The 13532-nt window shown below is 43.7% G+C and carries 11 protein-coding genes; 8 read left to right on the top strand and 3 right to left on the bottom strand.

The window, feature by feature from the left end:
* The first annotated feature begins 112 nt into the window (after positions 1-112).
* The 8 genes from hsdR (at position 113) to ACXAD8_RS07585 (ending at position 10401) form a co-directional block, all read left to right on the top strand.
* The gene (gene hsdR / locus ACXAD8_RS07620; protein ID WP_475226841.1) at positions 113-3634 is read left to right on the top strand and encodes a type I restriction-modification system endonuclease; all 3522 of its coding nucleotides are present in this window, start codon (positions 113-115) and stop codon (positions 3632-3634) included.
* A 116-nt stretch (positions 3635-3750) separates the two neighbouring features.
* Complete coding sequence (locus ACXAD8_RS07615) at positions 3751-4830, top strand: Fic family protein (RefSeq protein WP_475226839.1); 1080 nt, start codon at positions 3751-3753, stop codon at positions 4828-4830.
* A gap of 47 nt (positions 4831-4877) precedes the next feature.
* A complete protein-coding gene (locus tag ACXAD8_RS07610) occupies positions 4878-6488 on the top strand; it encodes a class I SAM-dependent DNA methyltransferase (RefSeq protein ID WP_475226836.1) in 1611 nt (536 codons plus the stop codon).
* Positions 6488-7882 (top strand): restriction endonuclease subunit S, encoded by a 1395-nt coding sequence (locus ACXAD8_RS07605; RefSeq protein ID WP_475226833.1) that lies wholly within the window; start codon positions 6488-6490, stop codon positions 7880-7882. Before ACXAD8_RS07610 ends, ACXAD8_RS07605 begins: the two co-directional genes overlap by 1 nt.
* A 79-nt stretch (positions 7883-7961) precedes the next feature.
* Positions 7962-8630 (top strand): hypothetical protein, encoded by a 669-nt coding sequence (locus ACXAD8_RS07600; protein WP_475226830.1) that lies wholly within the window; start codon positions 7962-7964, stop codon positions 8628-8630.
* Between the two features lie 191 nt (positions 8631-8821).
* Entirely contained in the window at positions 8822-9238 is a 417-nt protein-coding gene (locus ACXAD8_RS07595) for a hypothetical protein (RefSeq protein ID WP_475226827.1), read from the top strand.
* A 51-nt stretch (positions 9239-9289) separates the two neighbouring features.
* A complete protein-coding gene (locus ACXAD8_RS07590; RefSeq protein WP_475226824.1) occupies positions 9290-9625 on the top strand; it encodes a low molecular weight protein tyrosine phosphatase family protein in 336 nt (111 codons plus the stop codon).
* Between the two features lie 38 nt (positions 9626-9663).
* Positions 9664-10401, top strand: coding sequence for an SIMPL domain-containing protein (locus ACXAD8_RS07585; RefSeq protein ID WP_475226821.1), 738 nt, complete (start codon positions 9664-9666; stop codon positions 10399-10401).
* Here ACXAD8_RS07585 and ACXAD8_RS07580 read toward each other — a convergent pair.
* The 3 genes from ACXAD8_RS07580 to ACXAD8_RS07570 form a co-directional block, all read right to left on the bottom strand.
* Positions 10394-11584, bottom strand: coding sequence for an FAD-dependent oxidoreductase (locus ACXAD8_RS07580; protein ID WP_475226818.1), 1191 nt, complete (start codon positions 11582-11584; stop codon positions 10394-10396). The two genes, ACXAD8_RS07585 and ACXAD8_RS07580, sit on opposite strands and share 8 nt — an antisense overlap.
* Before the next feature lie 107 nt (positions 11585-11691).
* Positions 11692-12315 carry a peptide chain release factor H gene (gene prfH / locus ACXAD8_RS07575; RefSeq protein WP_475226816.1) on the bottom strand — a complete coding sequence of 208 codons (624 nt, stop codon included), beginning with the start codon at positions 12313-12315 and terminating at the stop codon, positions 11692-11694.
* Entirely contained in the window at positions 12312-13463 is a 1152-nt protein-coding gene (locus ACXAD8_RS07570; protein WP_475226813.1) for an RNA ligase RtcB family protein, read from the bottom strand. Before ACXAD8_RS07570 ends, prfH begins: the two co-directional genes overlap by 4 nt.
* Positions 13464-13532: the final 69 nt, after the last annotated feature.

The raw sequence follows: 13532 nt of genomic DNA, 5'->3' as shown, positions 1-13532 counted from the left end.
ATATCCTCTGATATTAGGTGAAATAAATTACGCAGTGCGGCATTTAAGACTAAAAAGGGTAATGTTGCGCTCAGATTGAATCAGCTTCAAGATGAAATGGAGTTTCGTAAGTATGACATCCTCTATCCAGCAAAGTAACTTCGGATTTCTACAAGAGCATGACTCGCTTTTTGTGGAAATTGCATTCTCTGCTGAAAGAGCGTTCTCCAGCGATCCCAATACAACTTTAATCAAACTCAGGCAACTGGGAGAAGCACTGGCTCAACACATTGCTGCGTTGGTTGGAATTGAGTTTGACGATAAGACAACTCAGGCTGATTTGATCTATAAAATAAACCGGGAGCTAAAACTAGAACCGGTAGTCAGAGAATTATTTCATACCCTGAGAATGGAAGGCAATAAAGCCACCCACACATTCAGAACTAAGCACAAAGAAGCCATAAGCGGCTTATTGGTTGCACGCAAACTGGCCATATGGTTTCACCAGTCTTTTGGAAAATCAGGGGTTCAATTTAAACCAGGGCCGTTTATTCCGCCTGCCGATCCCAGCGAACAGTTACGCCAGTTACAATCTGAAATTGCGAAGTTAAAGAGTGATTTGGAACAAGCCAATGTTGACCTGGATTCCAGCAACCAACTTCATGAGCTCGTAGCCAAAGAAAAAGCGGAATATGAAGCGCTGGCAATGGCAATGGATGAAGAATCCCGTTCTCTGGCAAAACAAGCGGCTGAACACGAAGATGCTTTACAAGCGCAACGTAAAGAATACGAAGCAAAGATAAAGGCACTTCAGTCCCAGTTAGTGGCGGCTGATGAGAAAACCCAAACTACCCAACGCAACCAGATAAATAAAAATACGCTAGCGGCAACGCAACACATTGTATTGGATGAAGCGCTAACTCGTATTTTAATCGATCAGCAATTGATAGAAGCTGGATGGCTCGCCGATAGCGAGGCGTTGACTTATAAAAATGGAGCGCGACCAGAAAAAGGCAAGAATATCGCGATTGCGGAATGGCCTACTGCTCATAACGGCCAAAAAGGCAGAGCGGACTATGTGCTGTTTTCAGGTTTAACCCCTCTCGCCGTGGTCGAGGCAAAGAAAGAAAACACCAACGTTGCCGGTAAAATTCCGCAGGCAGAACGTTACAGTAAAGGTTTTAGTGTCTTACCTCCTATGCTGGGCGCATGGGAATTAGCCGGAATGACAGTTGCCTGGCCTGATGAACATGATGGCCATTATAAAATCCCGTTTGTCTATTCCTGCAACGGTCGCCCATATGTGCCTCAGCTGGCTGAACAATCTGGAACCTGGTTTCGGGATGTTTGTGAACCCGCTAATACCAAACGTGCACTCCCTAAGTTCCATACGCCAGAAGGCCTAATCGATAAACTTAAACGCAGTAAAAAAGACGCGGAACAAAAGTTAAAAGCCGAGCCTTTTGGTTATTTAAAAGTGCGTGATTACCAACAAAAAGCCATTATTGCGGTAGAAAATACGTTAGCGAAAGATATACGCATTGCGCTGTTAGCCATGGCTACCGGTACGGGTAAAACCCGCACCATCATTGGTTTGATGTACCGGTTTTTAAAGGCTGAGCGGTTTAAACGTATTTTATTCCTGGTAGATCGCACTGCACTTGGTCAGCAAGCCATTGATGCCTTTAATGAAGCACCCTTAGAGCAAAATCATACCTTATCAAAAATCTACAATGTTGCAGAGTTGGGTGATATGGCCGCAGAGGCTGAAACGCGCGTTCAGGTAGCAACTGTGCAAGCCATGGTAAAACGCATCTTTATGAGCGACAACCCGCCACCCTTAGACCAGTTTGATTGCATTATTATTGATGAAGCTCACCGAGGCTATACGCTTGATCAGGAAATGAGCGAAGGCGAACTTGCCACGCGGGACGCAAGTCAGTATCTTTCCAGTTACCGCAGGGTGCTCGACTATTTTGATGCCGTTAAAATTGGCTTAACGGCAACGCCAGCAAAGCATACCAGCGAAATTTTCGGCAAACCTGTTTATACCTACTCATATCGTGAAGCGGTAGCGGATGATTGGCTAATTGATCATGAACCGCCGATCCGCTACGAAACCTTACTCACACAAAACGGGATTAAATTTGCCAAAGGCGACAAAGTCAGCGCTATTAATACTCAAACTGGTGAGATACAAAGCGCAGAGCTAGACGATGAACTGAACTTTGAAGTGGATGCTTTTAACCGCAAAGTGATCAACGAAAACTTTAACCGTGTGATTTGTCAGCAACTGGTTCAGGAGCTTGATCCCTTTGGCGATGAAAAAACCATGATCTTCTGTGCTACAGACTTGCATGCAGATATGGTGAAACGGTTATTAGACGAAGCGTTTAAAGACCTTTATAACGGTGAATACAACCAGGCGGCAGTAGCTAAAATCACCGGGCAAAGTGACAAAGTAGAACAGCTCATTCGTCAGTATAAAAACGAGCGCTATCCAAATATTGCTATTACTGTTGATCTGCTGACTACCGGTATCGATGTTCCCAAAATTTGTAATCTTGTGTTTATGCGAAGAGTTAAATCACGGATTTTGTACGAACAAATGATCGGCCGTGCCACACGTCGCTGTGATGACATTGGTAAAATAGTCTTCAGAATTTACGACCCCGTGGATATTTACGCCGCGTTGGCTGATGTCAATACCATGAAGCCTTTGGTAAAAGATCCCAATATTACTTTGCAGCAATTAGTAAACGAAATCACGAACCCGGAACAACTGGAACGCGCATTAAATGCACCCGGTGATGCGCCTGAGCAGAGCCATGCCTATGTTGTGCTAAGTCAACTGAGCCAAAAAGTGATGCGCGTACTGCGAAAAGCCGGTAAAAAAGCCGAAAGCAAACCAGCACTTAAACAAAAACTGGATGAATTACAGGGTTTATGGGGTGTCGAACCGAAAAGCCTACATAAACATTTACACGAGCTTGGACCTAAGCAAGCTTCGGCATTTATTACAAAGCACAGCGGTTTGATAAATCAGCTAGCAGAAGTCAATGAGCTACTGGGCAGTGAACGCCAACCGGTGATTTCGGAACATTTTGATGAGATAAAAGAGCGCAGCCAAAGCTATGGTGCACACCAGAAGCCTGAAGATTACCTGGACAGCTTCAACCATTTTATAAAAGAGCAGCTAAACCAAAGCGCTGCTCTCGCTGTAGTGGTGAATAAACCGCGAGATCTAACCCGTGAACAGTTAAAAGAAATTAAGCTATTACTTGATGGTGCAGGATACTCCGAAGCTAAATTGCAAAGTGCGGTGCGCAACCAAACTAATCAGGATATTGCAGCAAGCATCGTTGGCCATATTCGCAGAGCGGCATTGGGCGAGCCATTGGTACCCTTTGAACAACGCGTTGCTCAGGCCATGTTACGAATATACGAAAGTCATAACTGGTTACCCGCACAGCGTAAATGGCTTGAACGCCTGGCTAAACAGCTGATCCATGAAGTGATTATCGACAGAGAATTTGTAAACAGCCGATTTGCAGAGCAGGGCGGCGCAAAACAACTGGATAAGGTTTTGGGTAACCAGCTAGATACGGTACTGGATGAACTGGGCGATGCAATTTGGCCGCCTCAAAGCGCATAACCTTATATGTGTAAATAAACAGAAAAACTATACATGTTAGTCAGCACATGTATAATTTTTCCTGAAATCTATACATATACAGACCCACATGTATAAATAAGGACATAGTATTCATCATGCCAGCCACAATCCCGTTGTTACCACTTGATAATATAGAGCAGTGGGAAACCCGTTCAGTACTAAAAAAGGTGGCTGAAGCACACCGCTATCTGGCTGAATTAAAAGGCATCGCCGCCAGCATTCCGAATGAAGCAATATTAATTAATACTCTGGCCCTGCAGGAAGCAAAAGACAGCTCGGAAGTTGAAAACATTGTGACCACGCATGATGAGCTTTATAAAGCTAACTTATTTGAAGAAGCCATTACTAGTCCGGCAACCAAAGAAGTTCAGGATTACGCAGTAGCATTAAAGCAGGGCTTTCAAACAGCACGGCAAAGTAAACTCATTCGCTTGAGTGATATCTTGGCCATTCAGCAAAACCTGGAACACAACAACGCAGACTTACGCAAGTTACCCGGCACAGATTTAAAAAATGCCCGTACGGGCGAGGTGGTGTACACCCCGCCACAACATGCCGACGAAATAGCAGCGCTAATGGATAACTTAGTGCAGTTTATTAATAATGATGAGCTATGTGATGCCGATCCGCTGGTAAAAATGGCCATTATCCATCATCAGTTTGAGAGTATTCACCCATTTTACGACGGTAATGGCCGTACTGGACGGATCCTGAATATATTGTACCTGGTGATTAAAGACTTGCTTAACCTACCGGTACTGTACTTAAGCCGCTTTATCATTCAGCACAAAGCTGATTATTACAATAATTTGCAAGCCGTTCGGGACACCGGTAATTGGGAACCCTGGATAGCCTTTATGCTGGATGGCGTTATCGACACAGCGCAAAACACCATCTCACTGATAACCGAAATGAAAAGCCTGATGGCCGAAGTTAAGCACGGTATTCGCGAACAACTGCCCAAAATTTATAGTCAGGACTTACTCAATAACCTGTTTCATCACCCCTACACCAAAATCGACTTTATTATCGAAGAGCTAGGGGTAACGCGAATAACCGCTACCAAATATTTAGAGCAATTAGTTGAACACGGCTTTTTAACCAAACAAAAAATCGGCCGCGCCAACTACTACATTAACGAACCGCTGTGCAAAGTATTGATAGCGCACAGTTAAGAGCCAAATTTTTCATTAAGAAACACATTATTCATTAAGAGACAAATATGACCAATAACGACATCGTTCAAAAACTATGGAACCTCTGCGACGTACTGCGCGACGATGGCATTAATTATTCAGATTACGTAACCGAGCTGGTACTGCTGTTATTTATTAAGATGGTGCATGAGAACACCGAAGCCGGTGTATTAAAACGCCATCCTTTGCCAGAAGGTTGCCGCTGGACAGATATCAACGAAAAGTCGGGCATTAATCTGCTGAATGACTACAAGCGCATTCTGTTAAGCCTTTCAACAGGTAAAGATTCAGACGCTAACATTGTGCACGAAGACCCACTGATCAGTGCTATCTATGCCGATGCACAAACCCGACTGCGCGAACCACGTCATCTTGAACAAATGATTAAAACTCTTGACCAGATTGATTGGTTTAGCGCCCAAAAAGACGGGTTAGGCGATTTGTACGAAGGCTTGTTGGAAAAGAACGCATCGGAAACCAAATCCGGGGCAGGGCAGTACTTCACGCCACGCGCTCTAATCAACAGTATGGTGCGCTGTATTAAGCCGCAAATCGGCGAGGTGATTCAGGACCCCGCCGCTGGTACTGCTGGCTTCCTGGTTGCCGCAGACCAATATATGCGCGATCAAACAGACAACTATCTCGATCTTACTGCCAAAGAAGCCGAATTCCAGAAAAACAAAGCGTTTGTTGGCGTGGAATTAGTACCCAATACCCGACGCTTAGCATTAATGAATTGTTTGTTGCACGGAATGGAAGGCGATGAAGAGGGCGTAGTGCATCTAGGTAACGCTTTGGGTGATGCTGGGAAAGAGTTAAAGCAAGCTGACATTATTCTGGCTAATCCGCCTTTTGGTACCAGTAAAGGCGGGGAAGCATCCAATACCAGAGACGATCTCACTTACAAAACCACCAACAAACAACTGGCGTTTTTACAGCATATTTATCGTAACTTAAAACCTGGCGGGCGAGCGGCCGTAGTGCTGCCGGATAACGTATTGTTTGAAGCCGGTGTAGGTACAGATGTTCGCCGCGACCTAATGGATAAGTGCAACCTGCATACCATTTTACGCCTGCCAACCGGCATTTTTTATGCTCAAGGCGTAAAAACCAACGTACTGTTTTTTACTAAAGGCGCAGCAAAAGACAAACACCAGGAAGAAAACTGCACTGAAAATGTGTGGGTGTATGACCTGCGCACAAACATGCCCAGCTTTGGTAAACGCACTCCTTTTGGAAACTCAGATATTGGATTTACACAAGAAGAATTTGGTACAGACCCACATTTAGGCGCGTTTGAAAAAGTCTTTGGTGAATTATCTGATGGAACAAGCCAACGCACAGAAGGTGAGTACAGCTTTGGTGCACAAGACATTGAAGCCGATAAAGAAGTGGTGGAAGAAAACCAGGGGATTGATGACCGCCTTGCTCACTCCCGCTGGCGCTGCTTTAGTCGCGAGTGGATCCGCGATACCAAAGGCGACTCTTTAGATATTTCCTGGCTGAAAGATAAAGACAGTGTAGATGCGGCAGATTTGCCTGAGCCAGAAATGTTAGCAAAAGAAGCCAAGGAAGGATTGTCCATTGCGTTAAAGGAATTGGATGAGTTATTGGCTGAGTTGGAGTGTATTGCCTAATGGAGTTTGAACGCTTTAAAGAATGGCAAAAAGTAAAGTTCGAAGAGTTAGTTGGTTCGTCTCATACAGGTTTAGTTCGTTCAGCAAAAGAACAATCATCTCATCGGCAATATAGCTATTTAAAGATGAATAACCTTAATTTAGACGGGTCATTTTCATTGCGAGACCTGACAAAAGTAGATGCGTCCGCAATTGAAGTGGAAAAAAACACTCTGAAAAGTGGTGATTTTCTTTTCAATACAAGAAATAGCGTCGAACTAGTTGGTAAATGTGGTGTGTTTAATGATGAAACAGATACGCCAATGTTATTCAATAACAACTTATTAAAAGTTAATTTCTTGATAATCAAGCCTGAACTCGTAGCTGCATGGTTTAATTCCCCTTTGGGTAAACAGCAACTTCGCAGTATTACCTCAGCCACTACTAGTGTTGCAGCTATATACCAAAAGCAATTAATGAAGTTGGATATTCCTATACCACCACTAGCGGAACAGAAAGTCATTGTAGAAAAGCTGGATAAGTTATCAGCGAAAGTCGATAGTATCAAAGCGCGCCTCGAACGCATCCCCGAAATCCTAAAAACCTTCCGCCAATCCGTCCTCGCCGCCGCCGTGAGTGGCAAGTTGACGGAGGAGTGGCGCAATAAGCAAAATTTAAATATTGAATCATGGTCAGATGGAGTACTTGGTGATTTTGTCGAAAAACCCACATATGGTTCATCTTCAAAATCACAAACTGAAGGAGCTATACCAGTTTTAAGAATGGGTAATCTTCAAGGTGGTGAACTTGATTGGACAGATCTTGTTTATACATCCGATCCTGTGGAGATAGATAAATATAAACTCTCATACGGCGATGTGCTTTTTAATCGAACAAATAGCCCTGAGTTAGTTGGTAAAACTTCAATTTATCGCGGGGAAAGAGACGCAATATATGCTGGCTATTTGATACGAATCGTATGCAAAAGTAACCTGCATCCTGAGTTTCTAAATTACCTCTTAAATAGTCCAGATGCTAAAGATTACTGTTATCAGGTCAAATCAGACGGTGTTAGTCAGTCAAATATCAACGCCCAAAAATTGAAGGCGTTTCCTGTCAATATTCCAACATTGTTCGAACAAACCCAAGTAGTGCGCCGGGTGGAAAAACTCTTCGCCTTCGCCGACAAAGTAGAAGCACAAGTCAACGCCGCACAAGAGCGAGTGAACCAACTCACCCAATCCATCCTTGCCAAAGCCTTCCGGGGTGAGCTTACCGCCAAATGGCGGGAGCAAAACCCGGAACTTATCAGCGGTGAAAACTCCGCTGAAGCGCTATTAGCAAAAATCAAAGCCGAAAGGGAAAAGCTAAAGCCTGCTAAGAAAGTGAGAAAAAAAGCGAGTAAGGTGCGATAACTGTCATCACTGGATATGACCTGTTCGTCAGTTTGATTTGTATAGCTAAATAAAAAATTACCAGAAATAAGGGACTGTTATGGAAAATGTATTTTTACATTTAGACGATGCTGTTGTGCCACAGTTGTTTACCTCTGCGCTGGAAGCGTATGAGATTGAGCATAGGCCATCAGCGAGATCAAAAAAGGGTAATACTCAACTGGAGACCTTTGGTCTGCTTTGGGGACATCAATCATTACGGGATACCGGGTCTGATTGTATTCATTCCACTATGTGTACGGTTGAAACATCGGCGATAAGGCATAACGAGTGGGTAAAACCTGACTTTGAATCCATTAAATCAAAAAAGGAATTTATTGAAAAGTACTGGCCTCATCTCGAACTGGTAGGCACGTTTCATTCGCATCCTTATGCGTCTTTAAAAGACGTAAATGATAACAAAGGGTGGAATCACTCTGAATCAGATGTTGGTTTTTGGCAGTATTTGGATAGAGAAATCGCACCGAGTCAACGTTATCTCGGGCATATTGTGATTGCTGTGACCGCTTTAGCTCGAAAAGGCTGGGCGCTACCGGAAAGGTTAAATGGTAACTCAGATAAGAGCGGTTATGTTATAACCGCAGAAAACAGAAAATTATGGATAAAAGCCTGTTTAACCGACTCATTTGAAGAAGACAAACAAGGTTGTTATGGCTTTAGCAAAGATCTGCCACTCCAGATTCCTTCGTTGTCGGCAAGGTTTCTATAACTTAGTTGTTGCAGTTCGGTCGAATTGAAATAGACTCGCACGGCGGGGCAACGCCTACATTCCAAAGGTGGGGCAATATTCTTTGGGGTAAGCAAACAGGACGTTAAATTTTGCACATAAAAAGTGATTTGCTAGTATCATCGTAACCAGTATGGCATATCAATAAACTTTGAGAGTATAAGGAGATAACGATGAATGGAGCAGGTGGAACGTCAGGCGGTATAGGGACGTTTTTTATTGGTGTTTTGATGATGTGTGTGGGCTTTTATCTTTTGCTCAATGCCATTTCGGTTACGTCTTCGTTTAATTTTGGCTCTCGCTTGTATGGCTTTCCCATGTTTGGCAGTCAGGTGGGGATTACGGGCGGAATGATACTGGTGCCGTTTATCTTTGGTATTGGCATGATTTTCTATGATTCGAAAAAAATCATGGGCTGGGTTTTATCTGTCGCTTCAATTGCTGCACTTATTTTTGGTGTGATAGCCAGTGTTCGATTTAATTTAAAAGCGATGTCGGTATTTGAGTTACTGACGATTTTGGTGCTGGCCATTGGTGGGCTTGGGTTATTCTTGCGATCATTGAAGAAAATAGATGCCAAATACAGTTAATCAATTACAACAAATCAGGCAACACAAGCCATTGCAAAACGTAGTCAGCTATTGAAAAGCCAAAAAACAAATCTGTTATTTATCTGTAGCCGGAATCAATGGCGCAGCCCTACAGGCGAAGCTATCTGGCGCAACCATGCAGAGTTTAATGCTCGCTCAGCGGGTACCAGTCAAAAAGCGAAAATAACGGTCAGTTCAGCCGATGTTCATTGGGCGGACATCATATTTGTAATGGAAAACAAACATAAGAAAATGCTGCTTGGCATGTATTCACACCAGCTTCATGATAAGCCCATTCATGTGCTGGATATTCCTGATGAATATCAGTATATGGAGCCTGAACTGGTAGCCGAAATGACCTCTCGTGTGACGTGTTTGTTATCTTAATTTGAAAGCACTTATTCTAAACAAGAGGGCCGTTAAACATGTTCAGAACCATCATTTCCTGTGTGACTTTGTTAGCCAGTTTTTTAGCCAGTGCGGAGCCAGAACTGGCAGGCACACCTTCACAACTCAAACACTTTTTGCGGGACATGCCAAAGATTGTTACCTTTAGTGCATCGGCTGAAGAGGCATTGAGCTTAAATAAGGCGGTAGTCAGGTTATCGGTAGCAACGGAATCCAAAAAGCTTTCTGATGCACTGGATGAAAACCTGAATATTCGACGTATGGTGCGATCCAGACTGGAAGAATCAGGCATTGCACAAGATAAAATTAATGAATCAAAATTCTCCTCCACGCCGGAATTTGGCTTTTTTGATGAGCGACCCAAGTCATATAAAGTTGAAAATTCATTGGCAATTGAAGTTGAGGATGAAACACAAATGATTGCCGTCGCCCTGGTTGCCGACGAGATTGAGCAGGTGCATTATCTGGGAAGTGAAGCGGAACTTGCCGATAAGCCCAGTTCAAAACAACAGTTATTAGATGTTGCTATTCAACGTGCGCAAGATAAAGCGGAGCTGTTTAAATCTAAGTTGGGTGTCCAGTTGAAAGTGGTGGAATTTAAAGAGTTTGCTTCTGAGTTGCCGACGCCAACGGATAAAAATTACGGAGGCAGAAAGGTGGCGTCTTTTTATTCTTCTGCAGGGGATGTGGCAAACCAGTTTGGACAATCCACTTACTCGGTTACAGTATCGATAAGTTATGAGGTGCTCAGGTAACATTAATTTGTTTGGGTAAAAACACCTCAGATGCCAGTGTTTTGAGTTGTAGACGGTCTATAACGGGGAGGTGCCCCGCTGGTGCTATTATCCAGTCCCTCAACAATTCACATGCTTTGCTCTCGGATTGGAATAATGGGGTGAGAAATCGACTCAGATGCCTTACGTAAGCTAATTGATTTTTTCTACTTTGCCACCATTTTTCCAGGTTTGCATTTAAGTCGCTTTCAGCACTTATAGACATTGAAAGCGCCCATGCGTCGATCAGTGCCATAGTGCAGCCCTGTCCTAACTGAGGACTCGTGGCGTGAGAGACATCGCCTAGCGCTACTAGTCTTTGGTGATAAGGCTTTGGCGTCCAAATGTCATTGTAGTGGGCAGAAACGAAATCCGAATGGGATAAGGGCTCGATAGATGAGCGTGCAGATGGCCAAAACTGCATAATCTCATTTTTAATTGCATCGAAGTTGTTTGCCTGAATATTGTTTAGTTCTTCGGTTTTCATGCTCCAATACAAAGCGGCCTCATAACGGTTTTTCACTTTGCGTACCGGCAGTATTCCCATCATTTTATGCGAGCCTTTGCAGCGCTGATGGAGAATGTTGGAAGACAGCGAGTCAGGTAATTCAATTGTGCTCCATAAACATCCCCAACCGTACGGTCTTTTTATTCTGCTCTTAAAATGTTCATCAGCCAGGTTGCTGTTTGAACCGGATGACAATATGCATAATTCGAATTGTTGAGTGCCATTTATTGTTTTGATTATGACCTGGTGTTTTTTTGATTCACAGGTTTCTATTTTGCTGTCCCAAACAAAGTTTACTTTGTTTAGCTTATTAACTGTGTTCAATAGCGCATGATATATAGTGCTTCTTTGAACCCCTAAGCCATGACGCGGAATACCTGAAAGACGCTCATAACGAAGGTCTAATAGTTTGCGTCCTTTTGTTGTTGATGACTGCAAACCGTTAATTGGCACCGCTTCCTTTAATACTTCATCCAGGACACCTAGTTTATCTAATATCTTTTGGCCTGGCGGCTGCAATAGAAATCCAGCGCCCACGGGGAGCGGCTGTTTGGCTTTATCAAAAACTGTGATTTGATGGGCTTTTCTTGAAAGGAAAATGGCCGATGCCAGTCCAGCTATTCCTCCACCTATTATTGCTATTTTTTCAAGAGCCATAAATCCCTTATTTGCCGGTTATTATTTTGGAGGCTCAATTATCGCATTTACATCTTACTTAAAGAAAGCATGTAGCCACCCTTTTTAAGCAGGTAGCTACACTGTTCTCAAGTTTTAAATTGCTTCCCGGTAAACACTCTGGCGGGATCGCCTCTCTTAAGGTCCCAATGCTGTGACCATCGGCTTTTGTCCCGCTTCGCCTCATTCTCAGCTTTGGTCTGGTTAAGCTTATGCATTATCAATATTCGGGCGAGCCGCTTATTAGCATGTTGGCTGCGTTCACTTTCTACCCTGACGCTAATTCCACTTGCCATGTGTATTGCCTGAACAGCAGAGTCTGTCGTATTGACATGCTGCCCACCTGCGCCGGAAGCCCTGCAGGTTTTATAACAAATATCATCCTTACCATTTGCCAACTGCACCTCAACTGGTTGGTTGAAAGTTTGACCACTGAAAAACCAGTTTTTGCGCTTGTGAGTCGGCCGAAATGGGCTAGGGCAAATCCATTGCATAATCCCTGTCCAATTTGTGGCAAAAGTTAAAGCTCTGTCTCCTTCAAGTTTAAGTAAAACTGATTTAAAGCAGCCAGCATGTTGGCTTTCTATCAGTTCGAGGGGACAAACATCAATGTTAGCTTCCTTGGCTTCTTTTAATAACCTTTTGAGTGCCAAAGCTACGGCTTTTGCACATTCTTCTGGACCCTGACCGGCCGATAGTTGAAGTAATATCATCCGTGACAGTTTCCTATAGTTTTAAAGGTTAAAACGGGCTTTAGTTTTGCTACCGGCTCTACCAATCCTGCTTCGATTAAATCATCGATTATACTGCCACAATCTTTGTAAGCCTGCGGGGCTTCATCATAAAGCAGTTCTTTATCGCCACAAATAACACGACTACCCAAATCAGTGCGATACAAGTCTTCCTTTTTGTATTTGTGGCTTAATCGCTCTTTACAGTCACCGCGCTTCCATTTTCTACCTGCGCCATGAGCGAGTGAAAACAATGCTTTATCCGAACATGTTGGCTCTACTAAATAAGTGTAATCTCCCCGAGAGCCCGGAATTACAACAAATCCGGCGTCAGAAGGTGTCGCTCCTTTGCGATGTAACCAGCCCGATACGCAGCCAATGACTTTAGGAGTGACAAGGTTGTGGTTAACATCCAGCAAGCATTCTCCATTTAGCTTTGTTGCTGCCATAAAGCGTTTCGCAATCAGTTCACGATTTAACTCCGCCCATCGGACAGCTTCGTCATGTGCCGCCAGATATTTGGCCTGAGCTTCGCTGTTGTCACCAACGCCATCGTGATTATGCGCATTTACGTGTTGCACCAGAATTGATTGACCCAATCCTCGAGAGCCAGAATGTACCAATAGCTGTATTTGCTTTGGGTCAAGTCCGATGTTTTGCAGCTTTTCCTGGTTATTGACTTCAACTACCTGCTGAAATTCGGTAAAGTGATTGCCTCCTCCAATGGTGCCAAGTGACATATCAAATGCGTTATTTTTAATGCACTTTTTGGCTTTACGCATTTGGATATAATCCTGCCAACTGCCGTCTAGCGGTGATTCAACATCGCGCAATCTTTTACTGAGCTTGTCCAGGTTTACTTTGTTCGTTTTTAAGCTGGTTTGCCAAAGGCCCATACCGCAGCCAATATCATTTCCGACCAGAGCAGGGTAGAGTTTCCCTTTACTGAAAAAAGCAGCACCAATTGGATAGCCTTTTCCGGGGTGTAAATCAGGCATACCTGCTACAGCGTACATGCCTTCTAGTTCTGCAGTTTTGTTTAACTGCTGTACTGCCAGTCCTTCAATCCAGGTTTTTTCGGATGCAACGAGACTGACTTTTTTATTCAATTTTTGTATGGGGTTGCCCATAACTCCAATTCCTTTAGGTTGGCTTTCATCCGGGAATTGTCTTCCAGACATTCACCGGTGAGGAAAGTG

This window comes from Planctobacterium sp. AWH2_060 (assembly GCF_056158425.1).
Note: the sequence above shows the minus strand (reverse complement) of the source record. Positions and strands in the feature narration are given on the sequence as shown.